32 protein-coding genes and 1 pseudogene are annotated in these 26,363 nt (G+C 58.3%); 16 read left to right on the forward strand and 17 right to left on the reverse strand.

Annotated elements, in window-relative coordinates; genetic code table 11:
• Window positions 1-8 precede the first annotated feature (8 nt).
• Both L8K08_RS22890 and L8K08_RS22895 read left to right on the forward strand, forming a co-directional pair.
• Entirely contained in the window at window positions 9-1,142 is a 1,134-nt protein-coding gene (locus L8K08_RS22890) for an FAD-binding oxidoreductase (RefSeq protein ID WP_242200117.1), read from the forward strand.
• Window positions 1,142-1,768 carry a PAS domain-containing protein gene (locus L8K08_RS22895; RefSeq protein ID WP_145163566.1) on the forward strand — a complete coding sequence of 209 codons (627 nt, stop codon included), beginning with the start codon at window positions 1,142-1,144 and terminating at the stop codon, window positions 1,766-1,768. The genes L8K08_RS22890 and L8K08_RS22895 overlap by 1 nt, the downstream gene beginning before the upstream one ends.
• A gap of 59 nt (window positions 1,769-1,827) precedes the next feature.
• On the opposite strand, the gene L8K08_RS22900 is transcribed toward L8K08_RS22895, so the two are convergent.
• The 3 genes from L8K08_RS22900 to L8K08_RS22910 form a co-directional block, all read right to left on the reverse strand.
• On the reverse strand, window positions 1,828-2,604 hold the full coding sequence (locus L8K08_RS22900; RefSeq protein ID WP_242200118.1) for an ABC transporter substrate-binding protein: 777 nt from the start codon (window positions 2,602-2,604) through the stop codon (window positions 1,828-1,830).
• Window positions 2,605-3,076: 472 nt separating this feature from the next.
• Window positions 3,077-3,310 (reverse strand): hypothetical protein, encoded by a 234-nt coding sequence (locus tag L8K08_RS22905; RefSeq protein ID WP_145163564.1) that lies wholly within the window; start codon window positions 3,308-3,310, stop codon window positions 3,077-3,079.
• 71 nt (window positions 3,311-3,381) lie between these two features.
• Entirely contained in the window at window positions 3,382-3,531 is a 150-nt protein-coding gene (locus tag L8K08_RS22910; protein WP_177410134.1) for a hypothetical protein, read from the reverse strand.
• Between the two features lie 226 nt (window positions 3,532-3,757).
• On the opposite strand from L8K08_RS22910, the gene L8K08_RS22915 reads away from it, so the two are divergent.
• Window positions 3,758-3,994: a hypothetical protein gene (locus L8K08_RS22915; protein ID WP_242200119.1), complete on the forward strand. Its 237-nt coding sequence runs from the start codon at window positions 3,758-3,760 to the stop codon at window positions 3,992-3,994.
• A 6-nt stretch (window positions 3,995-4,000) separates the two neighbouring features.
• Here the strand turns inward: L8K08_RS22915 and L8K08_RS22920 are convergent, their stop codons facing one another.
• Together L8K08_RS22920 and L8K08_RS22925 are read right to left on the reverse strand one after the other, a co-directional pair.
• Window positions 4,001-4,216 carry a hypothetical protein gene (locus L8K08_RS22920; RefSeq protein WP_145163669.1) on the reverse strand — a complete coding sequence of 72 codons (216 nt, stop codon included), beginning with the start codon at window positions 4,214-4,216 and terminating at the stop codon, window positions 4,001-4,003.
• A 36-nt stretch (window positions 4,217-4,252) separates the two neighbouring features.
• Window positions 4,253-4,963 carry a glycosyltransferase gene (locus L8K08_RS22925; RefSeq protein ID WP_242200120.1) on the reverse strand — a complete coding sequence of 237 codons (711 nt, stop codon included), beginning with the start codon at window positions 4,961-4,963 and terminating at the stop codon, window positions 4,253-4,255.
• A 169-nt stretch (window positions 4,964-5,132) separates the two neighbouring features.
• On the opposite strand from L8K08_RS22925, the gene L8K08_RS22930 reads away from it, so the two are divergent.
• From L8K08_RS22930 to L8K08_RS22945, 4 genes are all read left to right on the forward strand, one after another.
• A complete protein-coding gene (locus L8K08_RS22930; RefSeq protein WP_242200121.1) occupies window positions 5,133-5,675 on the forward strand; it encodes a cupin in 543 nt (180 codons plus the stop codon).
• Between the two features lie 59 nt (window positions 5,676-5,734).
• Complete coding sequence (locus tag L8K08_RS22935; RefSeq protein WP_145163558.1) at window positions 5,735-6,016, forward strand: hypothetical protein; 282 nt, start codon at window positions 5,735-5,737, stop codon at window positions 6,014-6,016.
• A 101-nt stretch (window positions 6,017-6,117) separates the two neighbouring features.
• Window positions 6,118-6,375, forward strand: coding sequence for a DUF6555 family protein (locus L8K08_RS22940; protein WP_145163556.1), 258 nt, complete (start codon window positions 6,118-6,120; stop codon window positions 6,373-6,375).
• A complete protein-coding gene (locus L8K08_RS22945) occupies window positions 6,372-6,611 on the forward strand; it encodes a hypothetical protein (protein ID WP_145163554.1) in 240 nt (79 codons plus the stop codon). The genes L8K08_RS22940 and L8K08_RS22945 overlap by 4 nt, the downstream gene beginning before the upstream one ends.
• A 230-nt stretch (window positions 6,612-6,841) precedes the next feature.
• On the opposite strand, the gene L8K08_RS22950 is transcribed toward L8K08_RS22945, so the two are convergent.
• The 3 genes from L8K08_RS22950 to L8K08_RS22960 form a co-directional block, all read right to left on the reverse strand.
• Complete coding sequence (locus tag L8K08_RS22950; RefSeq protein ID WP_242200122.1) at window positions 6,842-7,768, reverse strand: NADP-dependent oxidoreductase; 927 nt, start codon at window positions 7,766-7,768, stop codon at window positions 6,842-6,844.
• Between the two features lie 156 nt (window positions 7,769-7,924).
• Window positions 7,925-8,782, reverse strand: coding sequence for a DNA/RNA non-specific endonuclease (locus tag L8K08_RS22955; protein ID WP_242200123.1), 858 nt, complete (start codon window positions 8,780-8,782; stop codon window positions 7,925-7,927).
• A 450-nt stretch (window positions 8,783-9,232) separates the two neighbouring features.
• On the reverse strand, window positions 9,233-9,514 hold the full coding sequence (locus L8K08_RS22960) for a hypothetical protein (protein ID WP_242200299.1): 282 nt from the start codon (window positions 9,512-9,514) through the stop codon (window positions 9,233-9,235).
• Between the two features lie 434 nt (window positions 9,515-9,948).
• On the opposite strand from L8K08_RS22960, the gene L8K08_RS22965 reads away from it, so the two are divergent.
• Window positions 9,949-10,623 (forward strand): HAD family hydrolase, encoded by a 675-nt coding sequence (locus L8K08_RS22965; RefSeq protein ID WP_145163545.1) that lies wholly within the window; start codon window positions 9,949-9,951, stop codon window positions 10,621-10,623.
• Between the two features lie 142 nt (window positions 10,624-10,765).
• Window positions 10,766-11,530, forward strand: coding sequence for an OBAP family protein (locus tag L8K08_RS22970; RefSeq protein WP_242200124.1), 765 nt, complete (start codon window positions 10,766-10,768; stop codon window positions 11,528-11,530).
• A 60-nt stretch (window positions 11,531-11,590) separates the two neighbouring features.
• On the opposite strand, the gene L8K08_RS22975 is transcribed toward L8K08_RS22970, so the two are convergent.
• Window positions 11,591-12,049, reverse strand: a complete 459-nt coding sequence (locus L8K08_RS22975; RefSeq protein ID WP_145163542.1) for an Hsp20 family protein — start codon at window positions 12,047-12,049, stop codon at window positions 11,591-11,593.
• 245 nt (window positions 12,050-12,294) lie between these two features.
• The gene (locus L8K08_RS22980; protein ID WP_124528285.1) at window positions 12,295-12,705 is read right to left on the reverse strand and encodes a phosphate-starvation-inducible PsiE family protein; all 411 of its coding nucleotides are present in this window, start codon (window positions 12,703-12,705) and stop codon (window positions 12,295-12,297) included.
• Between the two features lie 239 nt (window positions 12,706-12,944).
• Here L8K08_RS22980 and L8K08_RS22985 point away from each other — a divergent pair, with 239 nt between their 5' ends.
• Window positions 12,945-13,085, forward strand: a complete 141-nt coding sequence (locus tag L8K08_RS22985; RefSeq protein ID WP_242200127.1) for a DUF2256 domain-containing protein — start codon at window positions 12,945-12,947, stop codon at window positions 13,083-13,085.
• A gap of 45 nt (window positions 13,086-13,130) precedes the next feature.
• On the opposite strand, the gene L8K08_RS22990 is transcribed toward L8K08_RS22985, so the two are convergent.
• From L8K08_RS22990 to L8K08_RS23020, 7 genes and pseudogenes are all read right to left on the reverse strand, one after another.
• Window positions 13,131-13,496, reverse strand: a complete 366-nt coding sequence (locus L8K08_RS22990) for a histone-like nucleoid-structuring protein, MvaT/MvaU family (protein ID WP_242200129.1) — start codon at window positions 13,494-13,496, stop codon at window positions 13,131-13,133.
• Window positions 13,497-13,653: 157 nt separating this feature from the next.
• Window positions 13,654-13,815 (reverse strand): annotated as a pseudogene (locus L8K08_RS22995) (DUF4113 domain-containing protein); the annotation flags it as partial.
• A 36-nt stretch (window positions 13,816-13,851) separates the two neighbouring features.
• Window positions 13,852-14,151, reverse strand: a complete 300-nt coding sequence (locus tag L8K08_RS23000) for a hypothetical protein (protein ID WP_242200132.1) — start codon at window positions 14,149-14,151, stop codon at window positions 13,852-13,854.
• Between the two features lie 129 nt (window positions 14,152-14,280).
• Window positions 14,281-15,234, reverse strand: a complete 954-nt coding sequence (locus tag L8K08_RS23005) for a sugar kinase (protein ID WP_242200133.1) — start codon at window positions 15,232-15,234, stop codon at window positions 14,281-14,283.
• A gap of 70 nt (window positions 15,235-15,304) precedes the next feature.
• Window positions 15,305-16,357 (reverse strand): L-idonate 5-dehydrogenase, encoded by a 1,053-nt coding sequence (idnD, locus tag L8K08_RS23010; RefSeq protein WP_242200135.1) that lies wholly within the window; start codon window positions 16,355-16,357, stop codon window positions 15,305-15,307.
• Window positions 16,358-16,368: 11 nt separating this feature from the next.
• A complete protein-coding gene (locus L8K08_RS23015; RefSeq protein ID WP_242200136.1) occupies window positions 16,369-17,733 on the reverse strand; it encodes an MFS transporter in 1,365 nt (454 codons plus the stop codon).
• Between the two features lie 91 nt (window positions 17,734-17,824).
• Entirely contained in the window at window positions 17,825-18,592 is a 768-nt protein-coding gene (locus tag L8K08_RS23020) for an SDR family oxidoreductase (protein ID WP_145163526.1), read from the reverse strand.
• 253 nt (window positions 18,593-18,845) lie between these two features.
• Here L8K08_RS23020 and L8K08_RS23025 point away from each other — a divergent pair, with 253 nt between their 5' ends.
• From L8K08_RS23025 to L8K08_RS23050, 6 genes are all read left to right on the forward strand, one after another.
• Window positions 18,846-19,583: a FadR/GntR family transcriptional regulator gene (locus L8K08_RS23025; RefSeq protein WP_177017707.1), complete on the forward strand. Its 738-nt coding sequence runs from the start codon at window positions 18,846-18,848 to the stop codon at window positions 19,581-19,583.
• Between the two features lie 28 nt (window positions 19,584-19,611).
• Window positions 19,612-20,865 carry an enolase C-terminal domain-like protein gene (locus L8K08_RS23030; RefSeq protein ID WP_242200137.1) on the forward strand — a complete coding sequence of 418 codons (1,254 nt, stop codon included), beginning with the start codon at window positions 19,612-19,614 and terminating at the stop codon, window positions 20,863-20,865.
• A 116-nt stretch (window positions 20,866-20,981) separates the two neighbouring features.
• Window positions 20,982-22,292, forward strand: coding sequence for an MFS transporter (locus L8K08_RS23035; RefSeq protein WP_242200138.1), 1,311 nt, complete (start codon window positions 20,982-20,984; stop codon window positions 22,290-22,292).
• Window positions 22,293-22,640: 348 nt separating this feature from the next.
• The gene (locus L8K08_RS23040; RefSeq protein WP_145163518.1) at window positions 22,641-23,633 is read left to right on the forward strand and encodes a transporter; all 993 of its coding nucleotides are present in this window, start codon (window positions 22,641-22,643) and stop codon (window positions 23,631-23,633) included.
• Between the two features lie 15 nt (window positions 23,634-23,648).
• Window positions 23,649-24,830: an MFS transporter gene (locus L8K08_RS23045; protein ID WP_145163516.1), complete on the forward strand. Its 1,182-nt coding sequence runs from the start codon at window positions 23,649-23,651 to the stop codon at window positions 24,828-24,830.
• A 35-nt stretch (window positions 24,831-24,865) separates the two neighbouring features.
• Window positions 24,866-26,311: a carotenoid oxygenase family protein gene (locus tag L8K08_RS23050; protein ID WP_242200139.1), complete on the forward strand. Its 1,446-nt coding sequence runs from the start codon at window positions 24,866-24,868 to the stop codon at window positions 26,309-26,311.
• The last annotated feature ends 52 nt before the right edge of the window (window positions 26,312-26,363 follow it).

The raw sequence follows: 26,363 nt of genomic DNA on the forward strand, positions 1-26,363 counted from the left end.
AAACGATCATGAACTCTGCAGACTTCATCATTATCGGCGGCGGCATTGCTGGCGCCTCTACCGGTTTCTGGCTGGCGCAGCACGGCAAGGTGCTGGTACTGGAGCGCGAAAACCACCCGGCCTATCACTCCACCGGGCGCTCGGCAGCCCTCTACACCGCCGCCTATGGCACCCCGCAAGTGCGCGCGCTGACCCTGGCGAGCCGTGAATTTTTCGACAACCCGCCGCCTGGCTTTTGCGAACATCCACTGCTGACGCCCCGCGGTGAAATGACCGTGGATTTCATTGGCGACCCGGTGGAACTCAACAGCCAATACCTGAGCGCCAAGGCCACCGTGCCGCAAGTCGAGCGGCTGAGTGCCGACGAGGCCTGCGCACGCTTGCCAATCCTGCGGCGGGAGAAAGTCCATGGCGCGATTTTTGACCCTACCGCCAGCGACATCGATACCGACGCCCTGCACCAGGGCTATTTGCGCGGCATCCGTCGCAACCACGGCGACGTGCGCACCGACAGCCACGTACTGGGCTTGAGCCGTGACGCCGACGGCCTGTGGCATGTGCGCACCCAGGACGCGACCTACACCGCCCCAGTCATCATCAACGCCGCCGGCGCCTGGGCGGATCATATCGGCGGGCTGGCCGGCGCGGCGTCCATTGGCCTGCAACCCAAGCGCCGCTCGGCGTTTATCTTCGCCGGGCCCGAGGGTGTGGACACCCACCACTGGCCGATGCTGGTGGCGCTGGACGAAGCCTTCTACATGAAACCCGACGCCGGGATGTTCCTGGGTTCACCGGCCAACGCCGACCCGGTCGAGCCACAGGATGTGCAGCCAGAGGAGCTGGACATTGCCATGGGCATTTACCAGATCGAAGAAGCCACCACCCTGACCATCCGCCGCCCGACCCGCACCTGGGCCGGCCTGCGCAGCTTTGTCCACGACGGTGATTTGCTCTCGGGGTTCGATCCGCAGGTTCCGGGGCTGTTCTGGGTGGCGGCGCAAGGCGGCTATGGCATCCAGACGTCACCGGCCATGGGCCAGGCGAGCGCGGCCCTGGTGCGCGGTAACCCGCTGCCGGAGCCACTGACGCGGTTCGGCCTGGACGCTGGTATGCTCTCGCCCGTCCGCCTGGAGCCGCATTGATGAACACCGCCGAGCAAGAAAAAGTCATGCAGAATTTTCGCGCGATCGCCGATGCGATCGCCACGCTGTTCTTCCCCCATGCCGAAGTGGTGCTGCATGACTTGCGCACGCAAAAGGTCGATTACATCGCCAACAACCTGTCCAAACGCGCTATCGGTGACGACTCGTCGCTGGAGGACATGCTCAGCGATGACGTCAGCGAAGTGAACATCGGCCCGTACGAAAAGCTCAACTGGGACGGTCAGAAAATCCGCAGCCTGAGCACCGTGCTGCACGACCACAAAGGGCGCCGGCTTGCCGTGCTGTGCATCAACCTGAATATCTCGCTGTTCGAAAACGCGAAGGCGGCGCTGGACCTGTTTCTGTCGCCGAGCAAGCTGATCCCGCAGCCGGATTCGCTGTTTCGCGATGACTGGCAGGAACGGATCAACACCTTCCTGCATGCGTGGATGCGCGAACGCCAGTTGAGCCTGAATCTGCTGACGCGCGACCACAAGCGCGAGCTGGTATTGGCGCTGCATGCCGAAGGCGCGTTCAAGGGCAAGAGCGCGTCCAACTATGTGGCGAATGTGCTGGGCATGGGACGGGCGACGGTTTACAAACACCTCAAGGAATTGAAGGGCTGACCCGTCGCACGAGCCGGCGTGCCGGCCCCTGCGGGGAGTCGGCACGCCGGCTTGAGGCGTCAGTCGCCGTAGATGTCGGACTTGAAATACTGCTGTGAAATCTTCTGGTACTCGCCATTGGCGCGGATACCGTCGATGGCCGCGTTCAGCTCGCCGACCAGTTCGGTATTGCCTTTGCGTACCGCAATCCCGGCGCCCTCGCCCACGTATTTCGGGTCCTTGAGTTCAGGGCCGACAAAGGCATAGCCCTTGCCACGTGGCATCGACAGAAAATCGCTCAGCGGGATGGTGTCGGCAAAGATCGCATCGAGGCGCCCTGATGCCAGGTCCATGTAGATTTCTTCGTTGTTGCTGTAGCGCTTGACGTTGATGCCCTTGGGCTCGAACACCTCGGTGGCATAACGGTCGGTGGTCGTGGCGCGCTGCACACCGACGGTCTTGCCCTTGAGGCTGGCGTACTGGTCATCCACGGCTGCGCCGTCCTTCATCACCAGGCGTGAGGAGGTGAAATAGTATTTGTGGGTGAAGTCCACCGACTTCTTGCGGTCTTCATTGATGGTCATGGACGACAGGGCCATGTCGATTTTCTTCACTTTGAGGGAAGGAATCAGACCGTCGAATTCACCCTCGACCCACACGCATTTGACTTTCATCTGCGCGCACAAGGCGTTGCCGATGTCGTAGTCGAACCCGACGATCTTGCCATCCTGAGTCTTGGAGGCGAACGGTGGATACGCCGCCTCAATGCCGATGCGCAAGGTTTTTTCGGCCGCCAGCACATGGCTGGAAGCGAGCAGGCTGAAGGCCAGGGCGGTGATAAGCGTGTGTTTCTTCATGATTGAGGTCTCGCAAGTTATTGTTGGTTTGGCAAGCGTGAAGAAATAAAAGCAGGGTTGACGCATTTTTTGTACTTATAATTCCATACTGGACTTTTACGTATCACACGTCAATCCGCCTTCCCTTCAGGAAAAAAACACCCGCCTCCATCGTTCCTAAACAAAACCTCCCATGAAACTGTATCTGGGCTGCGCACAATAACGCCGCGCGCTGCAAATGCAGCTGGCACTCAAACTGACCTGTTGCTGCTGGATGTGCTGATGCGGCATGTGGGTGGCTGGCAGGTACTGGCGGGTGACTGCGCCGATGAACAATGGGCTGATCGTGGCGCAAATCATCATCGATGAGAGGCCTATGACCCTGCTGTTGCGTGTGGACCACGCGCGCGACCTGCTCCGGCGGGCACGGCAAAGCAGCCTGTAATCAGACTGCGACACAGGGCAAGACCACAGCGACTAAAGCCCGTGGCCCTCACAACACAAGCAGCGCCTCATGCAATTGAATGCACGGTGTAGCGCCCTCGGCACGCCGGCTGTGCAGCCAGTCACGCGTCTTGGCAATATCGAAGATCTGGCCGTTGTCCATCAACGCCAGGATCAGTTCGTCTGCCACCCGATAACGCCCGCAGTCCGGGCAGTCGCGTTCTTCCCACGGGCCGTCACAGGAAACCCGTTCGGCCACTCCCACACAAATGAGGCAATTCATCGCGATCACCCTTTTTATCATTGTAAGCGGTGCAGTCCAGGCTGCTCGCGACAGCCCGGACCTCACGGAATTTACTGGCTTTCCTGTGACTTGCCTTCCTGCATCTGCACCGAGGACTTGCTACCGCTGGTGTTGTCCTTGGTGGTGTTATTGGCGCTGTCAAAACAGCCGTGCAGCATCAACACACTGCACAGCCCCAAGCATCTATATAACGTCTTCATCATCGTTTACCTGTTAGTGAGGTGGGTGAAAGCGCAAGGCCTTGCCAGGCGTCAGACTGTTATCGGTCCGCACATGATTTATCTGGCCGGAGCGCAGCCGCGCTCGTTCAACTATTAGGCTCAATAGCTGACGAGTGGTTAGGACGTTACGCGGGTTAAAAAAACTGAATCATTCATCTCACCCGCCCTCTTCCTATTTAAAGGTCTGGCAATTAAGGGAGCGGGTTTGATTAATCTGGATTGGGTGCAGTGGCCAGCAATGCTGGTCACGGTTCTGGCGGCATGGCTGATCGGCTCTCAGCGCCCCTCGCGCAGAATGGCGGGGTTCGTGTGCTTTTGTTTGAGCAATATTCTGTGGGTTGTCTGGGGCGCTTACGCTGATGCCTATGCGCTGATCGTGCTGCAGATCTGCCTGGGCTTGATGAACCTGCGCGGGTTTAAAAAGAACTTCCAGAATCAGTGATCCGGGTCATTCGGACGCCCGGTGTGTGCGCTGATTCTTCCTGAAGCCGCGCGCGTTCATGCCCAGCAGCGTGCACTCGAGCACGATCAACGCATAGGCATTCGCGTGCCAGCCCCAAGCCACCCATAAGGCGTTGCTGAGGATGAAGCCCCAAAACGCGAACATGCGCCGGCGAGGCCGTTGAGAGCCGATGAACCAGGCCGAGATCACCGTCACGACCATCGCGGGCCATTGCACCCAGTCGATAAGCACCCGAGGTCACCCGGCCCCGAGCGTGACGTTTGCACTCGCGCAGGGCTCGCTCACCACGTGGCCCGTGCCAGGCATGAGCGAAGCCAGGTATTCGCCGAACCCGCCGCGACATTTGTAATCACGCCGCGCACTGGTGATCACCGGGTTGGTGGCCGTCCACGCAATCCGCGCGCCGGTCCTTTCCAGGTCAGCCACCAGGCGCACGTCCTCGTGGGCAACCAGATGCTGAAACCCGCCGGCGTTGCGATAGGCGTCTGCACTCAGGCCCAGGTTGGCGCCATGGATATGCCGATGGTTTTCGACAAACTGGTAGAGGGCGAGGTATCGAGAGCGTGCGACTTCGTCGTACTCGCTCCAGCTGTCCACTTCGACGGTGCCACACACCGCGTCGGCGCCGAACGCGAGCTGGCGCACCAGCCAATCCTGCGGCACGAGCGTATCGGCATCGGTGAAGGCCAGCCATTGAGCACCGGCCTCCAGCAGTCGCTCTGCACCGACGGCCCTGGCCTGGCCGACGTTTCTAAAGCAGACGTCAAGTGTTGCCACGCCCAGTGCGTTTGCCCGCGCGCCGGTTTGGTCCGAGCAGTCGTCCAGCACCACGAGGACCTCGACGCGCTGGTTTTGCAATGCCGGATGTTCAATGGCAAGCAGCACCGAAGCCAGGCAATCACTGATGTGCCTTTGCTCGTTATGGGCAGGTATCACAATCCCTATCATTGACGTTCCCTCTACCTGGCGAAGTGTCTCCAGCTATCGACACCTCGCTTATCACGAAGGTTTAAAGTTTCTGGAACGTCCCTAGGCCGTGGCCGCTCAGATAGTTTATCGGCGCGCCACACTGGCGCTCAGCGGCTTTGCACTGTTATTGCGTGCAGGAGAACACGGCATGAAAAACGCGCATCCATCTGCGGGCAGGGTCAAAACCTTGCTGCTCGAACGCAACGGCTGGGTGCCGAACAACCCGCGCTTGCCGGTGATCATTTACCCAAACGCCATCCCCGTAACAGGACGTGATCCGGCGGCGCTGTTTGAACAGACGTTTTCGGCAAACGGCTGGCCGCCACAATGGCGGGACGGGGTCTACGATTACCATCACTACCATTGCGAAGGGCATGAGGTATTGGGCGTCGCCCGTGGTCATGCTCGCCTGATGCTCGGCGGCCCCAATGGCCACGTGGTGTCGGTGACGCCAGGCGACGTGTTGCTGCTTCCCGCCGGTACCGGTCATTGCAATCTCGGTTGCAGTGAAGACTTTCAGGTGGTTGGCGCCTACCCGCCCGGCCAGCACGCAGATATAGGCCGCGAGGCACCGAGCGACGCGCAGCTGCAGAGCATTGCCGGCCTGGCGTTTCCACAGCAAGACCCGGTTCAGGGTGACGCGGGCGCCGTGTGTGCACATTGGTCTGCCTTGCGCGCAACTATCGAATGAACAGCAGGGTCAAAAATCGACACTGTTGAATTCGCAGTCACCACAGAAGGTAGCCCGTTATGTCCTATGATTATCAAGGTATTGCCAGCGTCATTACTGCATCACGCCACCTGGGAACCGGCTCAGACGAACACCTCAATGAGTCGGTGAACATCCAATTGACCAGCAGCGGCAAGCCGACGATTGCGCGCCTGAGCTTCGACAAGCCCCTGCAATGGCCCGGTCACCCCAACTTTGTCGCGGTAAACCTGCCGGATGGCACCTCGATTGGCGGCGTCATTATGGAAATCGAAAGAGCGAATGACGGCCCGGGTTGGGTGACCTTTACCGTGGACGACTGACACGTGCGAGTGTCGCCAGCACGGCCATCGAATTGTCAGACAACTTTTTTGAATCTTCTTTGACGCCAAATATCTGTACTTCATGAGCAACAGGAGGCCTCATGAAAGCGAGCGATCTATTTACCATCGAGTATCAGCTTCACGGGGTGCCGAAGTCTTTCATCGTTCGCGCGCCGCAGATGGACAACGCCCAGGCCTGGCACTGGGCCAGCTGCGACGCCGGCGTCGCAGTGATACCCAAATTTGGCCAGAACACGCTCAAGCGCGTTTCCAAGCCGATGGCCGAGCAATATGGAATTACTCATGTGCGCTGGAACAGCGCGGCAGAGATTCAATGGATGGAGGAACTCACGCAATGACCCGTCAAACCCTTCAATACTCCACGAGACAGGCGTGGGATGACCAAATCGCGCACACCACCGAGATGTTTTTCGAAGCCGATCGACTCGAAGCGGCGGCCTACAACATCATCGAATCCTACAGCGGTGACACGGCGACCTGGGCACGCTTCAGCCAGGCCAAGCAGACCGCCGACAGACAACGCGCCGCTGCGCATCAAGAATGGATGCGAATACAACGGGCGATGCGCAACTAGTCAGCCGCCAGCCCTGTCACGGCAGGGCTGGCTTGCTGGCCTCATGCACCCGACTCTGGATCCTTCGACGGGCCGCCGGGGGCAACCGCGCCCTGATTGACATCAGGCTCCCAGGGCCGGGCGACATTCGGGTCTTCTGATTTGTCACTTCGCTTCGCCGTCTCGGGGCGTACTTTCTGCCCGGTAGGGGCGCCTTCAGGTCGCTTCAACTGATCGCTCATGCAGCCTCCTCAATCGCTCACGTGCAGGACAACCTTGCCGTGCACATGCCCGTTGGCCAGAAAGTCTAATGCCTCTACTGCCGCCGCCAGCTCAAACTGCCTGGCGATATAGACCTGCACATTGCCCGCCTCGATCAACCCGGCAATCTCGGTCAACTCTTCGCCGCGCGGCGCCGCCGTAAACCGCGTACCGGTCTTGCCCGCGGCCTGCGGATGATGGGCATCGGGCTGGGTCAGGGTCGACACCAGCCGCCCGCCCTCGCCCAGCACCTGCCATGAGCGCGCTTGCGTATCGCCGCCAATCAAGTCGATGACCAGGTCAAAGTTCTGGCAGATGTCTTCGAAACGCTCGGTCTTGTAGTCAATCGCACGGTCCACGCCCAGCTCACGCAAAAACGCCAGGCTGTCGGTGGATGCCGTGGCGTAGACCTGCGCGCCCTTGACCTTGGCAAATTGAACGGCGAAGTGCCCCACACCGCCGGTGCCACCGTGGATCAGGACCTTTTGCCCCTGCTCGATGTGGCCATGCTCCACCAACGCCTGCCAGGCGGTATGGCCCGCCAGCGGCACACCGGCGGCGACCGGCCAATCAAGCGCGGCCGGAATGCGCGCCAGATGCGCGGCAGGCACGCGGGCATATTCGGCGTAGCCGCCATCGGCGCCGATCATTGCAAAGACCCGGTCGCCCGGTTTGAAATCACTGACACCCTGCCCGACCTTCTCGACCACACCGGCCACTTCGCGGCCCAGGGTCAACGGCAGTTTGTCCTGCTTGACCTCGGGGTATTGGCCCTGGCGAATCTTGTAGTCCACCGGGTTGATACCCACAAAAAAATTCTTCACGAGCACTTCGCCCGTCTTCGGTTCCGGCACTTCGACATCGCGTAGCTGCATGACCTCGGGGCCGCCGAACCGCTCAATCCTGATTGCTTTCATGCCGCACACCTCATTGTCTTTTCAGAACACACAGGGGTGTGGAGGACTGTCGGCAACCTGGGGTTCAGTGAGTGTTGGGTTATGCAGACCAACGGTTCGGTCTGCCCTGCGAAAGCGCCTACGCGTTTTGCTCCGCATAGGCGCTTTGTGTGAGGGTTATTTACAGCCGATACGGCCCGGCAACTGGCCCTGCTTCGCCTTCAGCGCAGCCTGCACCGGCTGCGGCAAATTGCTCCAGAAGGTCAGCCCCGAACGCTCTTCGATTTGGCTCACGGTGACCTGGTAGTCGCAGAAGTTGGCGCCTTTGGGCGTCTCCTGGTTCATCACAAACGATGCGTACACACCGTTTTCGGGCGAGCTGCCGACAAAGATGATTTTCCAGTAGCCACTGGGAATGGTGTGCACCTTGTTTGTGCCCGGCAGCGTGCCGACAAAATGCTCATACAGCGGCCCGGTGCTGACATATACCTGGTCGACGCCCGCCTGTTTGCTGAGGTTGCGCTCCTGATCTTCAAGATGCGCCCAGGGCCCCTGGTTAAGGTCGGACTTCTGCGGGGTGATGTTGGACAAATAATTGAGCGTCTGCCAGTCAGGCACGCCCGCCATGGAGGCGAGGTTGGCCTGATGGCCACGGTCGACTTTGAGCGCGACATTTGCGCCGTTGTAATCCACCGGGTCAAGCGTTTCCCCGGCCGGAATGTCCGGATCCGTCTTCCAATCGCGCGGGCGTCCGCTCGCCGGGGTGTCCTTGGTGATTTTGTACGAGACCCAGTTGGCAAACTTGGTCGAGCCGTTGTTGTTCAGCGTGTAGGCCTGACGGTTCAACGTCAGAGGGCTGCCGCCGGCCGGACAGCCCACCGCGCAGTTGTCGAACTGCAACGCCTGCTGTGGCTGTGGCTGAGGCTGAGGCTGGGCAATGACTGCCGATTCGCGGTTTCTATCCGGTGTGGTACAGGCGGCAACGAGCGGGATCAACAGAAACGCGAGGTGCTTGAACTTCATACTTCCTTGCATGGTGTAGCTCCTTGGGTGGATCAATGACAGAGAGGTCAATGGAAAGCCGACCGTTGCGATTCCATCGCGGGTCGACATAAACATTAAACCACTTTAAACATTTCAATATGAGGAAGGCTTTCAGGTCGTTTGAAAAAACGGATTCGACATTGCCTTGCTAGGCGTTGACGTCATTCAACGGCCAAGCAAAAAACGAGGTGGCCATCGAGGCGATGGGCTCAGAGGTGAATAGCGATGCAGGCGGGATTTTCGGCTGGTCATCCTGTATCGACTGCCGCGGGTAGGTTGATGGCGTTCATGGAAACGGACGCTGCAACCGAAGGCGGTTTTTTGCAGGGAGCCCTGCGTGATGGGATGGCAACTCGGGATTGGCGCGCGGCCTTTTGAGCCGCCGCCTTTATCGAAGACAAACCCGCGTGAAGAAGCTAGGGCATAAAGCCCTAGCAGGTATCACTTTTTCTTTTTCGGCGACTTCTCTGACTTCTCGGTTTTTTCTGACTTCTTCGCCTTTTCTGGCTTGCTATCCGCTTTTTTTACAGACTTCTTTGGTTCGGCTTTTACAGATTTCTTTGGTTCGGCCTCTTTTTTCTTGTCTTTCTTCTCGGAAGACTTTGAAAGAGCCGATGCTGCTGCGGATTTTTTTGCGGGTGAGGACTTTTTGTCTTTCAATTCCTTGCTGGCTTTCGAAGCGTCACCTTTGCTTTTCTTCTCGTCTTTAGCCATGTTGCCCACCTCTCGGAGTATGCCGATATTGGCAAATCGCCTGTGCAATTCGTCACAAGCTAATCGTTAGGTAAGCGTGTTCAGCGGCGGTTCAAATTTTTGCTGTGTCGAAATCGGCTGACCGATTGGGTGTCGTCTTTGCAGATCCAGGTTTTCCGCAATCTTGTATCGGGACCGCACGGCACAACGGCGAGCAATCCCTTTTGGTTGGCAGCCGGCGTGGCGTGAACACACCCGTCGCCGACGAAATAATGAACGCGTGGCGGCCTCACGTTTCAGAACGGTATGCGCCAAGCTTTGATTGACGGGAGATAGGCAATAGGGGTCGCGTTACAGCGGGCCCGCTGATGATGAGCGAATTGAAAAAACGATGACCGCTTAATCTCAAACCGCCAACGAACTACCCGTCACGAACATTACAGCTATCAACCTGGAGACACGCCATGCGACCTCAAACATCTTTTATATTCGACCTCGATGGCACGCTCACCGACAGCGTTTACCAAAACGTGGCGGCGTGGAAAGAGGCTCTTGATTCCGAGGGCATCCCGCTGGCTATGTGGCGTATTCATCGCAAGATCGGCATGAGCGGAGGGCTCATGTTAAAGACCCTGTCGCGTGAAACGGGTGTAACCATTACTGCAGCGCAAGGCGCGACGTTAAGTAAGAAACATGCCGCTGCCTACGAGGCCCTCAAAGGCCAGATAACGGCACTTCCAGGTTCAGTCGAGTTATTAAAAACACTGACTGAAGAAAATAAACAGTGGTGCATCGCCACCAGCGGCGGTTTGTCTACTGCCAAGATCAATTTAGAAGCGCTTGGCTTGGATATTAACGAGATCAATATAATCACCCGCGACGATGTTAAATACGGCAAGCCAGATCCAGATCTTTTCCTTGCCGCAGCGCGCAAGCTCAACGTGCCGATTGAGGATTGTGTGGTAGTGGGAGATGCCATATGGGACATGCTTGCGGCAAGGCGCTGCAAAGCGACAGGCGTCGGCTTGCTTTCCGGTGGCTACGATATCAGCGAGCTTGAAAGAGCCGGAGCGCTGAGGGTGTACGAGGACCCGCAAGATCTTTTGCAGCATTTAGAGGAAGTCGCCTCCAGGCCGTGATTTCCCACAACCCATCCAGGTTTTTAACAGCCGTATGACGCTGCCCGATGGATATCCAAAGCGCTGTAATCGAATGGTGTGCCAAAACCCTTTTCAAGCAGCCTGGCAGGCACTGAATGAAATTGACTGAAGGGACTCTCCAATGAGCGCAATCTGCAAACCCTATGGGATCAACACGCTGTGCGCGGCGGTGTTGGCTCCATTGCTCGCCGCCTGTGCGGGCAACAACTCGCCCTCTAACGTTGTTGCGCCGGGGGATACCAAATCGCCCACTACGCAGTCTCTGGATGCAGGCGCTGCACTGCTTCAATCACGCCCGCCGATAGACGCATTGAATGCCTACCTGGATGGCTTCCATTTTTATAACGGCCATATGAATGCCCAGATGGAGGCCCACCATTACTGCGCCATCCTCAACGAGGAAGTCATCCAGTGTGTGATCTACGATGGCAATCGCAAGGACGCCAAACTGATGGGGGTCGAGTACATCATCAGCGAACAATTGTTTGCCGGTCTGCCCAAAGCCGAGCAAGCGCTTTGGCACAGTCATGTTCACGAAGTGAAATCAGGTCAGCTCATAGCGCCCGGCATCCCTGAAGTAGCCGAGCATGCATTGATGGAAAAGCTCGTCCATACCTATGGCAAGACGTGGCATACCTGGCATACCGATCTCAATAAAGACCTGCCCCTGGGCGTGCCTCAGCTCATGATGGGTTTCACAGCAGATGGGCAGGCAGACCCTCAGATGGTTGCAGATCGGGATCGTCGATTCGGTGTCGATAGCGCGCAAAAGAAGAACGCGCGAGTGGACATACCGGCCCCGGCCGTTGCGCCAGGCGCGGATGGGTGGCGTCAGGGCAAGGTTTTCCAGATCGTTGATCCGACGAACACGCCGCATCAGCACTGACGTCATCGCGAATTAAACGCCAATAAGAAAAAGGCGCTCCGATGAGCGCCTTAAAGGGAATTATTGCAGGCTTACTTGACGCTGGTCTGGCTTGCCGGCGGTACCGATCTGGATGCGTTTTGGCTTGGCTTCTTCGGGAATCACTCGAAGCAGCTCGATTGCCAACAGACCATGGGTGAGCGATGCACCCTGCACCTCGATATGGTCAGCCAGCCGGAAGGACAAGCGGAACGCCCGCTGCGCAATCCCTTGGTGAAGGTAAGTCACCTTCTCGTCGTTTTCACGTTTTCCACCAGAAACGTTCAATACGCCATTTTCAACCTGAATGTCTATGTCCTCCTCAGTAAGACCCGCCACTGCAATCACGATGCGGTATTGATCATCACCGTGTTTCTCGACGTTATGAGGTGGATAGGTGTTACCGGCCTCGCTACGAAGCGCCGATTCAAACAGGTCGTTGAAGCGATCAAAACCCACAGACTGACGAAACAGAGGGGCCAAAGAAAGAGTAGTAGCCATAGCAAAATCTCCTGAGTTTTCTCCAAGTGATTTAAGACGCGACCCGTTTGCGGCATCGCGTAAAACCGAAAATAGGTACTACCAAAACATTTTCAAGGGCATCTCGAAAAAAATTTTCCAACTCAAAATCCTGGGTGAAAGCCTTGCGCACAGCGTGCCGCGCAGGCGCAGGTCTGAACCGATTTTCTCTCGCCAGAACGCGCCTGCAGCGAGCGAATGCGTCAGCTGCTTGAGGGCAGCGCTTGCTACTCAGACAGGTCGCGGTGCCGCAAAAGCCAGCAAAGCAGGCCCAGTACCAGCGTCGCGAAACCTAGCGCCGCGATGGTCGAAGCCGGAGTGACGGCCGAATCGAGGATGACAAATTTTCGGCTCAGGGCCAGCAACGCAATCATCAACACCGTTCTCACCTGCACGACGCTGTTTCGCCTGAGGGCGGGTCGCACTATCGAATGCTTGAATTCCAAGGCAATCAATACCGTGAAAATGGAGCCGAATAGTGCCTGGAATGCGTTGTGATCCAGCGGATCAATGGCTCCTCCTATCAGAAGGGGCACTACATTCCTGCAGAGTTGCAACACGGCGATAACGATCACCAGCGCTATGATCAGGCTCAGCGTCAACACCACCAGTTGCTCGAAGCGTTCATAGGCGCTCATCAACGCCCACTGGATTTTAAAGTTTTTGAATGTCGAGTTATTCTCACGATTTTCTGGATGAAGCTTAGACACGACCTCTCTCCTCTTGTCTTGGAGGACTTATGTAAGACGCTCGAAGTAAGTTCATGAAAAGATAGCTATTGCCTTGAGTTTCAGGACTGCTGATCTGCGCTTAAGATGCGCACCGTTTCACGGGTTGATCAGGTAGGGGCATACGAATTTAATATCAAGGACGCCTCTTGAAAAAGTCAGAGCTTCCAGTCAAAACCTGTGCTACCTGTGGGCTTCCGTTCACATGGCGAAAGAAATGGGCCCGTTGCTGGGACGAAGTACGCTATTGCTCGGAGCGCTGCAGACGCGGCAAATCACTCAAATCCTGAATAAAAAAAAGGGCTCTTTAAGCCCTTTTTGTGTTCAAGCGAAGTTTACTTGGCCAGCCAGGACTCAACCGTGTCAGCGCCGTGATTGCTTTTCCACTCTTTCAAGCCTTTGTGATTACCACCTTTGGTTTCAATGGTTTCTCCAGTGTGCGGGTTTTTATAAACCTTCACCTGACGAGCTTTGCGGGTGCCCGCTTTTGGCGCCGGTGCAGTATCGCGGCCCTTGGATTGTGGACCGAGCAGATTGATCACGTCTTTGAGGCTATAGCCATACTTTGCGAGCAAATCGCGAAGCTTGGTTTCGAATTCAATTTCTTTCTTTAGACCGGCGTCGCCTTTAAGCGCTTCGAGCGCTTGGAGTTGCTCAGCCAGGTGTTTTTCGAGTTGACGAAATTCTGCGAGTTTAGACATGGGAAACCTCTTCTAGATGTGTTGTTACGTTACACCAAAAAAGACATGTGCATGAACTGGTAAACCTGTCGACACGCGTCCGGGGTCATGAATTGAATCCCATAGAAAGAGTAAGTTCAGCTACTGGGAGAATAGAAATCCCGTGCTTGGACTGTATCTACCGGCAGTAAACAGTCCAAAGCTGATCGACACGGGTCGTGAAACGTTGGCTCATCATCTCTCTTCGCATGCTCCAATCCGGTTCGATAGGCACGCCGGCCAAGCGCATCGTCCCCCTGCTCCACCGGCCGTTGATTGCATCCAGAACGCCCATGACCTTCTGCGTAGTGACCATAATGCAAACGCCAAATACTGACTATTGGTGAGTGTCCGCCTCCTCAGCCGGATAAAACTCGCCTTCCTTCCCCATCTTCTTCAACCGTTCGCGCACGATCGATTCAATGCTGGCCACTGCCGCCTGATCGTCAGGGTTGACCAACTGCAAGCACAGGCGTTGGATATTCTGGTCGTGCGTGCCCTCGCTCATCATTTCGTGAGTGAAGACTTGTTCACCACGCCATAGGCACAGCTGGGTATGCGTCTCGCCCAGCCATATCTCGTTGATTGATCCAAGGTCGGCCGTCGCCAGTTGATCCACGGTGATTGTCTTATCCATAGCGCTGTACCTTACCGATGAGTAGATACAGGTAGACTTGCAGGCGTAGTGGGTCGTTCCCGGCGTCGGCCGTTCAACCGCACCAGTGGTGGTCAACCACGCGCCAAACGAAAAAACACGCCGAAGCGTCTATTGCGTAAATCCAGGCATTGCCTCCCGTGCAATTATTGCCCCCGGGTACTGAATGACTCGCCCGGCCAGTCGATGACCTTCGGCAGCTGCTTGCTGCGGTATGCCTCCTTGCAGCCGACAGGCCAGGTAAGCGGCACTGAACGCATCACCGGCGGCGGTAGAATCAATCACCCTGGCAACCCTGGTCGCAGCGACTTCGTGCAACGCCCCCTGGTGCTGAACCAGACAGCTCTGCGCACCGCGCTTGATCACCACCTCATTCACCCCCATTTGCCGGTAGCGTTTGAAAATCGACTCGACGTCGGCCTCCTCGAACAGGGCCTGCTCATCGTCAAGGGTCAACAAGGCCAGATCCAGATGAGGCAGCAGGCGTTGATAGGTTTCTGTCGCCTGCTGACGGTCGCGCCACAGGCGGGGCCGGTAGTTATTGTCGAATACCAGTTTGGCGCCGTGCGCACGCGCCGCGATCAATCGCGGCAAGACGCGATCAAGTCCCGCTTCACCGAGCACGGCCAGTGAGATGCCGCTCAGATAGAACACGCGATAGTCGTCCAGCGCCGTCAATACCTGCGCAGCCGCAGCCTGGGTAAAACACTCGCGGACGGCGGCTTCGTTGCGCCAATACAAAAAACGCCTTTCGCCCTGGGCGTCAGTCTGGATGCAATACAACCCCGGCAGGCGTCCCGGCAGACGCTGCACCAGCGACAGGTCCAGCCCCTCACTGGCCCAGGCGGCGCACATGGCATCGCTGAAACTGTCATCGCCCAGCGCCGTGACATAAGACACCTGCCATTTGGCAGCGAGCAGGCGACGCAAATAAACGGCCGTGTTCAGCGTATCGCCGCCAAAGCTCTGGTTTAGCTGGCCATCAGAGCGTTGTTGCAGTTCGATCATGCATTCGCCGATCAGGGCAATACGCAGAGCCGCTTGGGGCGGCGCAATGAAAGTCATGACGTTCAATTATCCGATGCGGTTCATAAACAGCCCCTCGCAGGGGAAGGGCCGAGGCGTAAAACGGTGTTCAAGCGAAGATCAGTTGCACCTTCGCCGCTTTGCTTTTGTCGCCGGCCAGCTCCAGTGCCTCAACCACCTGGTGCTGATTGAACTCAGCGGACAGCAGCGGCAGCGGATCGATACGGCCACTCTCCAGCCAACGCACCGATGTGGTGAATTCGTCGATAAAACGGAACGAGCCGACCAATTTGATTTCTTTGACCAGCAGCAGGCCCAGCGGCATCTCGACCGTGTTGTGGCCCATGCCCACTTGCACCACCGTGCCTTTGGGACGCGTGAACGCTGCCGTGGAGGCGATGGCTGCCGGTGAACCGGAGGCTTCGAAGCAGACATCGAAGTACCCGCCCTCCTCGGCCCATGGCGCGGTGCGTGCGGTGTCGGTCGGGTCCACGGCGAGCGTCGCGCCCATTTGCAGGGCCAGTTCGCGGCAGCGCTCGCTCATGTCGGTGGCAACCACTTCGGCGGCACCCGCCTTGAGCGCGGCCGCCATCACCAGGCACCCGATCGGGCCGGAGCCGGTGACCAGGACCTTTTTGCCCACCAGGTCACCGGCCTGATGCACCGCGTGAATGGCGACAGCCAACGGCTCGGCGAACACCATCACGCTGTCTTTGGAGCTGTCGGCGTACGGCACGCATTGCTGCTCAGTCACGGCGACGTAGTCAGAAAAACCACCGTTCACATGGGGGTTGAATTGCGCGCTGCCCATGAACTTCATGCTGCAACAGACATTCTGTTTGCCCTCCAGGCACAGTGCGCAGCGGTTGCACGGCTGCGACGGGTTGACTGCGATCCGCTGCCCCACCTTCAGTGTGCTGCCCGTGGGCACGGCGGCAATCACCCCGATGAACTCGTGCCCCAGCACCAGCGGGTTCTTGAGGATCGACATGCCCGCCTTGGCATGCTGGTAATAATGAATATCGGAGCCGCAGATCCCGCCGCGACTGACCTTGACCAGGACCTGCTCCTCGTCGGAGTACGCCAGGGGCAGCGATGTATGGCGTACGTCCTTGACCCCGTAGGCGACACAGGCGCGGTTTTCGATTGTTTGAATGGCCATTGCGATTTACCTCATGCCTGGGAAGGTTTGCCCAGCGGGCGGTCGGATTCAGGTGCGGATGTGGATTGCTTGTTTGGCAGCGCGACGACTTCGATCTTGCCCACCAGAAAGGTGTAAGCGAGCAGCCCCATCAATGCCACGGCGGCGATGTAAAACATGGCGTACTGAAAGCTGTGGGTGCGCTCCAGAATCACCCCGATAACAATCGGGCTGATGATCCCCGACAAATTGCCGAAGATATTCAAAAAACCACCCAGCGTGCCGATCAGGTGCCGTGGAATGACGTCACTGCACACCACCCAGCCAAGATTGGAGAAGGCATTGGCGAAGAACGCCACGGACAGAATCGCGATGGCAATCACCGGCTGGTCTTCGAAAAAATTCACCAGGCAAATGCTGGTCGTTACCGCCAGCCCGCACATCACCGGAATCTTGCGCGCCTTGGTGCGCGAATGACCGCGCTTGAGCAGCATATCGCTGAGTACGCCGCCACACAGCACGCCGCACATAGCCATCAGATACGGGAACATCGCGCCAATCCCGGCGGTGGCAATCGACAGGCCCAGGCCTTTTTCCAGATAAACGATGAACCAGGTGAGGAAGAAATACAGGGTCGAGGACGCGGCGAACTGAGCGATAAACAACCCCCACACCGTCGGCTGACGCAGCACGTGGCGTACGTCCGGCCAGTTGACCCTGGTGCTGTTGCCTCGCTGGTTGGCCGAACCATAACCACCACCGTCGCGGATCATGTCCAGTTCTGCCTGATTAGCTTTGGTGCTGTCCTGGGGATCGCGATAGGCGATCAGCCAATAGATGCCGAAGACGATGCCCACTGCCCCAGAGAGGTAGAAGGACGCTTCCCAGCCCCAGGTGGCGACGATGTAAGACAGCACCGGCGTCAGCACCGCCAGGCCAATGTACTGCGCGCTCGAATAGACCGCAGTGGCTCGCGCCCGCTCATGGTCGGGGAACCAGTTGGCGATGATCTTGGTGTTGGAAGGAAACGATGGGGCTTCAGCGACGCCGATCAGCGCGCGGCAGACCAGCAGCATCACAAACGACGCCGACGCGGTGGCGAACATATGATGGGAAGCGAAGCCCATGACAAATGTGAACACACTCCACAGGATAATCGCGCTGCCGTACAAGCGTCGTGGCCCCACGCGGTCGAGTACGTAGCCGACAGGCACCTGGCTCATGGCGTAGAACCAGGTGAACATCGAAAACAGCAGGCCCAACTGGGTCGGCGACAAGGCGAACTGGCCTTGAATCGCCGAGCCGGCCACCGACAGGTTGGCGCGGTCCATATAGTTGATTGCCGTGACCACAAACAGCATGGCCAAGACCGAAAGTCTTGCGCGTGTGGGTTTCATCGCTCTACCTATTTATTTGTATTTATCAGGTAAGTGCTTGCGCCCGCGGGCATGGCGAACAGGCAATGCCCGCCTTATCGAACGGACCCGGTCAGAGCGTGGCCAGCCAGCCTCCATCGACATAAATAATCTGGCCGCTCACATAGTTGGAGGCCTGGGATGAGAGGTAGACCGCCGTGCCGATCAACTCATCGGGGCGCCCCCAGCGTTGGGTCGGGTTGCTGCTTTTAACCCAATGATCGAAGTCCGGATTGTCCACCAGGGCCGCATTCATTTCGGTCAGGATGTAACCCGGCCCGATGGCGTTGCACTGGATATTGAACTGCGCCCATTCAGCGGCCATGGCCTTGGTCAGCATCTTGATGCCACCCTTGGCAGCCGTATAAGGCGCGACCGTGGCGCGGGCCGCTTCGCTGGTCAGGGAGCCGATGTTGATGATCTTGCCGCCACGCCCAGCGGCCACCAGACGCTTGGCCACCGCCCGGCCAACGATGAAGGCACTGGTCAAGTTGACGTCCAGCACTCGCTGCCAATCGGCCAGCGCCAACTCGAGCATCGGCTGACGGTGCTGGATACCTGCGTTGTTGATCACGATATCGACCAGCACGCCCTGGCTGTCGAGTTCGCGGAACATCGCCTCCACCGCCGCTTCATCCGCGACATTGAACAGATGACCCGTGGCGCGATACCCCTTGGCAGTGAGCTGGCCGACGGCGTCTTCCAGACGCGCCGCGTCGGTGCCATTGAGGATCACCGTGGCACCCGCCTCTGCAAGCCCAAGTGCGTAGGAGAAACCCAGGCCGCGAGTGGAACCGGTTATCAGTGCGGTGCGTCCGCTCAAATCGAAAAGTGATGACATGATTTCCTCGGTGTTCAGCGTTTTTTATTCTTGGAACAAAGTCCCGATACGCCTGGCGACGCCACAACTTAACTAATAAGTTGGCCGTAAAAATACGAACTCATGGGACAACCTGAGGCTATCCTGATCTCGAATCGGCGCAATAATCAAGAAAAAAATCCACTTTCTCCCCTTCAATGTATTTACTTCTTAGATTTATTGGCGGAAGGTGCTAAAAGAATCAAACTTATGTGACGAGTTGAAAACCACAAAAATGAACCGTGAAATCGTCAAAACGCAAAACACCGTCAACGCTGTTTACGAGCAGATGAAGCACAACATTCTGGAGGGTCTCTGGCCGCCCGGCAGTAAGCTGCCCTCCGAATCCGAGCTGATCGCCACCTTCGACGTGAGTCGGGTCAGTGTGCGAAGCGCGGTCCAGCGGTTGCGCGGCCTGGGCATCGTGGTGACGCATCAAGGCAAGGGCACCTTCGTCATCAAGGACCTTGAGCAGCACGGTGTGCTCAATGACAGCCAGCCGATCATGCATCTGTCCCAGGAAGAATTCGAAGACATGCGGGTGTTTCGCGAGGCCGTGGAGTTTCGCTGCATGGAACTGGCAGTCAAGCACGCCACCAGCGACGACATCGCCCTGCTGGAAGCGGCCCTGAACCGGATGCTGGTGAACAAGGACGATTACAAGCGCTATTCCCAGGCCGACTTTGACTTCCACTACGCCATCGTCAAGGCCTCGCACAACAAGATCTTCATCCATGCCATGGATTCGATCCGGCACATCTACCTGTATTACCTCGAAGAGTTGAATCGCGTACTGGGGGTCACCCTGGAAAGTGTCAATGCGCACATCAAGGTCTACATGGCGATTAAAAACCATGACGCCGTGGCTGCGGCCGAGACCCTCAACGAGGCGATGGCCAACAACGTAGACGCGATCAACGAGGCACGGCTCATCGAGTCACGCAGCAATGCCGGCGACGGATTCAAGACATAAGCAAACGACAGCTCAATGGGAGAGCGAGATGGAATCCATAACAATCACAAATGTAAAAACGATTCTCACCGCGCCAGGCGGCATTGATCTGGTGGTGGTAAAAGTGGAAACCAACCAGCCGGGGCTCTACGGCCTGGGCTGTGCAACGTTTACCCAGCGTATCTTCGCGGTCGAGGCGGCCATCGAGCAGTACATGAAACCCTTCTTGATCGGCAAGGATGCGCTGCGCACCGAAGACATCTGGCAGTCGGCGGCCGTCAGTGGGTACTGGCGCTCAGGGCCGATCATGAACAATGCACTGTCCGGTGTGGACATGGCGCTGTGGGACATCAAGGGCAAAGTCGCCGGGTTGCCGGTCTACCAGATGCTCGGTGGCCGCTGCCGCGATGGCGTGCCGTTGTACCGCCACTGTGACGGTGAAGATGAAGTCGCAGTGGAAGACAGCATTCGCGCAGCCATGGAAGAAGGCTATCAGCACGTGCGCTGCCAGATGGGCATGTACGGAGGCTCTGGCACCGAGGACCTGAAGCTGATCGCCGGCAAGCTGGCCAGGGCGAAAAACATCCAACCGAAAATCTCACCGCGCAACAAGACCCACGGTATCTACTTCGATCCGGATGCCTACTTGCGTGCCGTGCCCAAACTGTTCGATCACCTGCGCGACAAGCTGGGTTTCGGTGTCGAGTTCATTCACGACGTGCATGAACGCGTGTCGCCGATCGCCGCCGTGCAATTGGCGAAGAACCTCGAACAACACCAGTTGTTTTTCCTCGAAGACCCTGTTGCACCGGAAAACATCGAGTGGTTGAAAACCCTGCGCACACAGAGTTCGACCCCGATTTCCATGGGTGAACTGTTCACCAACGTCAACGAATTCAAGCCGCTGATCCAGAACAACCTGATCGACTTTATCCGTTGCCATGTCAGCACGGTCGGCGGCATTACACCGGCGAAAAAAATCGCCACCTTCGCCGAGTTCCACGGTGTGCGCACGGCGTGGCATGGCCCGGGCGATATCTCGCCGGTCGGCGTGGCCGCCAACCTGCACCTGGACCTGAGCACCACCAACTTCGGCATCCAGGAATGGACCCCGCTCAACGACAATCTGCTGGACGTCTTCCCTGGCTGCCCGGAAATCGACCGTGGCTACGCCTACCTCAGTGACCGGCCGGGTATCGGCGTGGACATCGACGAGGAAAAAGCCAAGCGCTATCCGTGCCAGGGCGGCATTCCAAGCTGGACCAATGCACGCCTGCCGGACGGCACGGCGGCGCGTCCCTGAAAGGTCCCGGGGCGACGTCGGTCACCCCTCGCCTGGCGTCTGCGCCAAGGCCCCGGCGCTGATCCGCTGCACCTGAATGCAACACCCTCGATTACAACAATAATGAAGGGCTATTCATGAACACCATCAAAGAGACTGCTCTCTCGGCAGGAGACACCCGTGCCACCCGCGGGTCCAAGTCCGAGCGCTTTGCGATCAAACGCTGGCTCTACCTGATCCCGCTGATCTTCATCACTTACAGCCTGGCCTATCTCGATCGGGCCAACTACGGCTTCGCCGCCGCCTCCGGTATCGAGCAGGACCTGAACATCAGCAAGGGCACGTCCTCGCTGATCGGTTCGCTGTTCTTTCTAGGCTATTTCTTCTTCCAAGTGCCCGGCGCCATCTATGCCCAACGCTACAGCGTGCGCAAACTGGTGTTCTGCAGCCTGATCCTGTGGGGCTTCTGCGCCATGGCCACGGGCCTGGTGACCAATATCCCGATGCTGATGATCATTCGATTCTCACTGGGGGTGGTGGAGGCGGCAGTGATGCCGGCGATGCTGATCTTCATCAGCAACTGGTTCACCCGCAAGGAACGCTCACGCGCCAATACCTTTCTGATCCTCGGCAACCCGATCACGGTGTTATGGATGTCGGTGGTTTCCGGCTACCTGATCCACGCCTGGGGCTGGCGAGAAATGTTCATTATCGAAGGCGCGCCGGCGGTGCTCTGGGCGTTTGTCTGGTGGCGCCTGGCGCGGGATAAACCCGAGGAAGTCAGTTGGCTGACTCGCGAGGAGAAAGACCGACTGGCCGCCACACTGGCCGACGAACAAAAAAACATGAAGGTGATGCGCAACTACCGTCAGGCATTCACCTCACCCTTGGTGATCAAGCTGTGTCTGGTGCATGCACTGTGGAGCATCGGCGTGTACGGCTTCATCATGTGGCTGCCGTCGATCATCAAGCAGGCCTCGGCGTCTGACATCGTCACCACCGGCTGGCTGAGTGCTGTGCCTTACGTGGCCGCAGTAGTGACCATGCTGGCGGTCTCCTGGGCCTCGGACAAAACCGGGCAGCGTAAACTGTTCGTCTGGCCGCTGCTGGCCCTCGGCGCCTTGGCCTTTCTGGGTTCTTACTTGCTGGGTTCGACGCACTTCTGGCTGTCATTCAGCCTGCTGACCATTGCGGCGGCGGCGATGTACGCACCTTACGGCCCCTTCTTTGCGTTGATTCCGGAGTTGCTGCCGGCCAACGTATTCGGCGGTGCTATCGGGCTGATCAATGCCTGTGGCGCGCTGGGCGCATTTCTCGGTTCGTGGATCGTCGGCTACCTCATCGGCCTGACAGGCAATCCGGGAGCGGCCTACATTTTCATGACCGCAGGCATGCTGGCGGCGGCCGTCATCATGGGGTTAGTGGTGGTAAGCGAGAACCGCAGGTAATAAGACCACCGCTGAAATGATCGGATGGCCCCAGGACAACGATAGCGAGCCCGGGGCCTCGAACTTCCGGTGTCGGCCCTGCTTTGGGCAAAGTCGGTCCCAGTGGAGCGCATCGAGCGCCGTGCCTTGCGGCGTTCAAAACAGTCAGCGCCTGGTTGTTATCACTGCCGTCCTGAATGCCATAAGGCACACCACGCATCACGTGCGCCACAAACCACAGCGCCATCAACCTGGCGCTCTCAGTCAACTCTGACCGCTGCGTTCAAGCAACAGCAAAGCTCAAGAATTAAAGTTGAAGCGCCAGGGGAAGCAACCCCAGCTCACAACTCCAATAATAGAGCGACGTCAATGAAACTGAACGCATCCTTGCCAGCGTGCCTGGCTTTCAGCTTCGTATCACTTGCCGCCCAGGCTGCTGAGGGCCCTCCTCCGCCTTCCGTCAGCCAGCCCAGCGGTATCAACCTGGGCGGCACCAGCTTCTACGACGGCTTCGCCGGGCCACCCGGGCTGACGCATCAGACCTACCTGAAGTTCAGTACGTCCAGCAGCATTCGTGACAATGCCGGCAAAGACAACCGCAACTTCGATAACCCGAAAATCAATGTCATTACCCTGATCAACCAATTCAGCTATTACTCACCCAACACCATCGGTGGCGGCGCGCACCTGGGCTGGAGCCTGTTGGTCCCGGTGGTCTCCCTGGACGGCGACTTTGGCGACAACGGTGTCAAGCTCAAGGACAACGGGGTCGGTCTGGGTGACGTCACTGTCGGCCCGCAGATCCAGTTCGACCCGATCGTCAACGCCGAGGGCCGGCCCGTGTTCGTGCAGCGCGTGGCCTTCGATACGATCCTGCCCACCGGCAAGTACGACAAACACAAGGACTTGAACCCCGGCTCCAATTACTTCTCCTTCAACCCCTACTGGGCCGCCACCTTGATGCCGGCACCGCGTTGGGAAGTGAGTTGGCGCTTGAACTACCTGTACAACTTCAAGAACGACGACCCGGCCAGCAGTTCGGCACAGTTCTATGAAGGGCGACCGGTGCGCGACACCCAGGCAGGGCAGTCGGCCTGGGCCAACTTCACGGCCTCGTACGAGGTGTTCCCGAAGGTCTCGGTCGGGATCAACGGCTATTACTTCAGGCAGATTTCGGATGACCAGGCCAACGGCGATCGCCTTAGCAATTCTCGCGAGAAGGTGCTCGGCATCGGCCCCGGCCTGTTCTGGAAAATAACCGAGGACAAGGCCTTCTGGCTCAATACCTATAAAGAGACCGGCGTGGAAAACCGCAGCAAAACCGATTACGCCGTGCAGGTTCGCTACGTTCACAAGTTCTGACTGAGGTGATGTTTGATGAATGCGCTCAACTCCATCGACAGCAAGAAATCACTGGGCGCTATCTGCCTGATGATGGTCATTTCCCTGGGCACGCTGCAGATCCAGCCGATCCTGGGTGGCGCGTTGATTGATCAGCTGGGTGTGCCGCTCAATGCCATCGGCGTGATTTTCGCCGCCGAGCTGATCGCGATGGCCATCGCCTGCGGCGTATGTGCGCTGCTGATGGCACGTGTCGACCGCCGCCGCTTTGCGCTGGTTGCCTTGTTGATATTGGCCGCCGGCAACCTGGTCAGCACCCAGCTTCACAGCCAGGCGTGGCTGGTGGTTTTCAGGGTGATCTGCGGTGCCAGCGGTGGCGCGGTAATGGCGGTGGTGTATGCAACCGCTGCACTGCGCAGGTCAAAAGACGCGACATTTGCCGTGATCAATATCGGCAACCTGCTCTGGGGCATGCTGCTGGTGACGTCCATGCCGCTGCTCTTGCAGGCGTTTGGCGTGCAAGGTGCCTTTTTCCTGCTGGCCATCACCAGCCTGCTTGCCGCACTGGGTTGCTGGAGAATACCCAGGCACTACTCAGACGCCCATCGCATTGCTCACGGTGCGGCCCGGCCGTTCGGGCTGACCTCCATGCTGCTGATCGCACTGTTTGCGCTGTTGTTTTTCGGGCATTCCGCCCTGTGGGTGTATCAGGAGCGAATCGGCAAGAGTCTGGGCCTGGAGCCCCAGCAGATCGGCGCCATCCTCGGTGGCAGCATCCTGGCCGGCGCCCTGGGTGCGGGACTCTCCGGGATGATCGGACGACGCCTGGGTTTGTTGTTCCCGCAACTGTTGAGTTTTGGCACCGCCTTGCTGGCGACGCTGATCATGGTCTACGGCGACAGCACCGTTGCGTTCGCCACCACGGCTTGCCTGATTCATATGGTGTGGTTTTTCAGCTTGCCGTATCTGCTTTCGATGGCCGCCGAACTGGACCCCTCCGGTCGATTGGCGGGCCTGGGCAACGCCGCGATTTTCGTCGGCCAAGGGCTTGGCCCCTTTGGCGCCGCGCTGGTGGTGGGTGATGGACACTTTCGCGCGGTGGGCTGGCTGGCCGCCTGCGCTTATGTGCTGGCCTTGATCATCTCGTGCCTGGTGGTGGCTCGCTTCCGTCGAGGCGTGAAGCCTTGTGGGCAGGCGCTCTCGACGCAATCGGCCTGAATGTCATTAACGAAACCGATCCATGAGATGAAGCGATGAATACTCCATTCCCCAACACCCCCGAATTTTCCGGGGCGCTGTACACACCCAGCCGCGTCGAAGGCGAGGTGTATGACCTTGAGGTCGAAGGCGCGATCCCCGAGGCGATCCGTGGCACCTTTTACCAGGTGTCACCGGACCCGCAGTACCCACCGATGCTGGGCACCGATATATTCTTCAACGGCGACGCCCTGGTCAGCGGCTTTTACTTTGCCGATGGCAAGGTCTCGCTGCGCCGCCGCTACGTGTTGACCGACCGATTGGTCGCTCAACGCCGTGAAGGACGTTCGCTCAATGGTGTGTACCGCAACGCCTACACCAACGACCCGCTCGCGGCAAAAAACAACACCACCGCCAACACCTCGGTGATCGCGCACAACAACGTCCTGCTGGCACTCAAGGAGGATGCCATGCCCTGGGCGCTGGACCCGCAGACGCTGGAGACCCTTGGCGAGTGGAATTTCGACGGGCAAATCGACGCTGCGACCTTCACGGCCCACCCCAAGCTCGACCCGGTCACCGGAAACCTGCTGGCCTTCAGTTACGAAGCCAAAGGCGACGGCACACCCGACATGGCCTATTTCGAGATTTCGCCGCAGGGGAAACTGCTGCATGAGATCTGGTTCCAGGCGCCCTACGCCGCGATGGTCCACGACTTCGCGGTCACCGAGCATTACGTGGTGTTCCCACTGATCCCCTTGACGGTGGACGTCGAACGCATGAAAAACGGCGGCCAGCATTTCCAGTGGCAGCCCGAGCTGCCCCAGCTGTTTGCCGTGGTGCCCCGCCATGGGCACGCGCGGGACGTGCGCTGGTTCAAGGGGCCCAAGGACGGCTTCCAGGGCCATACCCTGAATGCCTTCGACAAAGACGGAAAAATCTACCTGGACATGCCGGTCACCGGCGGCAATATTTTCTATTTCTTCCCCCAGGCGGACGGCTTCGTACCACCGCCGGAAACCCTGGCAGCCAGCCTGATGCGCTGGGTGTTCGACCTCCACAGCTCGCACGATGAGCTGCAACCCCAGGCACTGACGGACTTTCCCTGTGAATTTCCCCGCTGCGATGACCGCTACATCGGCCGCCAGTATGAACACGGGTTCTTGCTCGCCTTCGATCCGCAGCGGCCCTATAACCCGGCGAACGGGCCGATGCCGTTTCAGTTCTTCAACCTGCTGGCGCACCTCAACCTGACAACGGGCGTCACCGATGCCTGGTTCCCCGGTGACAGCGGATGCTTTCAGGAGCCCATTTTCATTCCACGCTCGGCTGAGGCACCGGAAGGTGATGGCTACGTGGTCTGCCTGCTCAACCTGATTGCCGAAGGCCGCAGCGAACTGGTGGTACTGGACTCGGCTGACATGTCAGCGGGCCCTATCGCACGCATCAAAATCCCGTTTCGCATGCGCATGTCGCTGCACGGCTGCTGGGTGCCACGTTAAGTCGGCCTGGCATTCCCCACTCCTCCATAGCCACACCCGTCGCCATCCACCC

Origin of the sequence: Pseudomonas sp. TREG-RG-20F-10-E-6-01 (assembly GCF_022662455.1) — a bacterium.
Classification (GTDB): Bacteria; Pseudomonadota; Gammaproteobacteria; order Pseudomonadales; family Pseudomonadaceae; genus Aquipseudomonas.

What these genes read in the sequence shown, in the direction of transcription:
- L8K08_RS22890 (WP_242200117.1), top strand. Translation starts at nt 9, where the DNA reads ATGAACTCTGCAGACTTCATCATTATCGGCGGCGGCATTGCTGGCGCC.
- L8K08_RS23030 (WP_242200137.1), top strand. Translation starts at nt 19,612, where the DNA reads ATGGAATCCATAACAATCACAAATGTAAAAACGATTCTCACCGCGCCA.
- L8K08_RS23000 (WP_242200132.1), bottom strand. Translation starts at nt 14,151, where the DNA reads ATGGATAAGACAATCACCGTGGATCAACTGGCGACGGCCGACCTTGGA.
- L8K08_RS22950 (WP_242200122.1), bottom strand. Translation starts at nt 7,768, where the DNA reads ATGAAAGCAATCAGGATTGAGCGGTTCGGCGGCCCCGAGGTCATGCAG.
- L8K08_RS23015 (WP_242200136.1), bottom strand. Translation starts at nt 17,733, where the DNA reads ATGAAACCCACACGCGCAAGACTTTCGGTCTTGGCCATGCTGTTTGTG.
- L8K08_RS22955 (WP_242200123.1), bottom strand. Translation starts at nt 8,782, where the DNA reads ATGCAAGGAAGTATGAAGTTCAAGCACCTCGCGTTTCTGTTGATCCCG.
- L8K08_RS22965 (WP_145163545.1), top strand. Translation starts at nt 9,949, where the DNA reads ATGCGACCTCAAACATCTTTTATATTCGACCTCGATGGCACGCTCACC.
- L8K08_RS22900 (WP_242200118.1), bottom strand. Translation starts at nt 2,604, where the DNA reads ATGAAGAAACACACGCTTATCACCGCCCTGGCCTTCAGCCTGCTCGCT.
- L8K08_RS22990 (WP_242200129.1), bottom strand. Translation starts at nt 13,496, where the DNA reads ATGTCTAAACTCGCAGAATTTCGTCAACTCGAAAAACACCTGGCTGAG.
- L8K08_RS22975 (WP_145163542.1), bottom strand. Translation starts at nt 12,049, where the DNA reads ATGGCTACTACTCTTTCTTTGGCCCCTCTGTTTCGTCAGTCTGTGGGT.
- L8K08_RS23035 (WP_242200138.1), top strand. Translation starts at nt 20,982, where the DNA reads ATGAACACCATCAAAGAGACTGCTCTCTCGGCAGGAGACACCCGTGCC.
- L8K08_RS22980 (WP_124528285.1), bottom strand. Translation starts at nt 12,705, where the DNA reads ATGAGCGCCTATGAACGCTTCGAGCAACTGGTGGTGTTGACGCTGAGC.
- L8K08_RS22945 (WP_145163554.1), top strand. Translation starts at nt 6,372, where the DNA reads ATGACCCGTCAAACCCTTCAATACTCCACGAGACAGGCGTGGGATGAC.
- idnD (WP_242200135.1), bottom strand. Translation starts at nt 16,357, where the DNA reads ATGGCCATTCAAACAATCGAAAACCGCGCCTGTGTCGCCTACGGGGTC.
- L8K08_RS22910 (WP_177410134.1), bottom strand. Translation starts at nt 3,531, where the DNA reads ATGAAGACGTTATATAGATGCTTGGGGCTGTGCAGTGTGTTGATGCTG.
- L8K08_RS22895 (WP_145163566.1), top strand. Translation starts at nt 1,142, where the DNA reads ATGAACACCGCCGAGCAAGAAAAAGTCATGCAGAATTTTCGCGCGATC.
- L8K08_RS23025 (WP_177017707.1), top strand. Translation starts at nt 18,846, where the DNA reads ATGAACCGTGAAATCGTCAAAACGCAAAACACCGTCAACGCTGTTTAC.
- L8K08_RS22930 (WP_242200121.1), top strand. Translation starts at nt 5,133, where the DNA reads ATGAAAAACGCGCATCCATCTGCGGGCAGGGTCAAAACCTTGCTGCTC.
- L8K08_RS22970 (WP_242200124.1), top strand. Translation starts at nt 10,766, where the DNA reads ATGAGCGCAATCTGCAAACCCTATGGGATCAACACGCTGTGCGCGGCG.
- L8K08_RS23020 (WP_145163526.1), bottom strand. Translation starts at nt 18,592, where the DNA reads ATGTCATCACTTTTCGATTTGAGCGGACGCACCGCACTGATAACCGGT.
- L8K08_RS23005 (WP_242200133.1), bottom strand. Translation starts at nt 15,234, where the DNA reads ATGACTTTCATTGCGCCGCCCCAAGCGGCTCTGCGTATTGCCCTGATC.
- L8K08_RS22925 (WP_242200120.1), bottom strand. Translation starts at nt 4,963, where the DNA reads ATGATAGGGATTGTGATACCTGCCCATAACGAGCAAAGGCACATCAGT.
- L8K08_RS22940 (WP_145163556.1), top strand. Translation starts at nt 6,118, where the DNA reads ATGAAAGCGAGCGATCTATTTACCATCGAGTATCAGCTTCACGGGGTG.
- L8K08_RS23040 (WP_145163518.1), top strand. Translation starts at nt 22,641, where the DNA reads ATGAAACTGAACGCATCCTTGCCAGCGTGCCTGGCTTTCAGCTTCGTA.
- L8K08_RS23045 (WP_145163516.1), top strand. Translation starts at nt 23,649, where the DNA reads ATGAATGCGCTCAACTCCATCGACAGCAAGAAATCACTGGGCGCTATC.
- L8K08_RS23050 (WP_242200139.1), top strand. Translation starts at nt 24,866, where the DNA reads ATGAATACTCCATTCCCCAACACCCCCGAATTTTCCGGGGCGCTGTAC.
- L8K08_RS22920 (WP_145163669.1), bottom strand. Translation starts at nt 4,216, where the DNA reads ATGGTCGTGACGGTGATCTCGGCCTGGTTCATCGGCTCTCAACGGCCT.
- L8K08_RS22935 (WP_145163558.1), top strand. Translation starts at nt 5,735, where the DNA reads ATGTCCTATGATTATCAAGGTATTGCCAGCGTCATTACTGCATCACGC.
- L8K08_RS22905 (WP_145163564.1), bottom strand. Translation starts at nt 3,310, where the DNA reads ATGAATTGCCTCATTTGTGTGGGAGTGGCCGAACGGGTTTCCTGTGAC.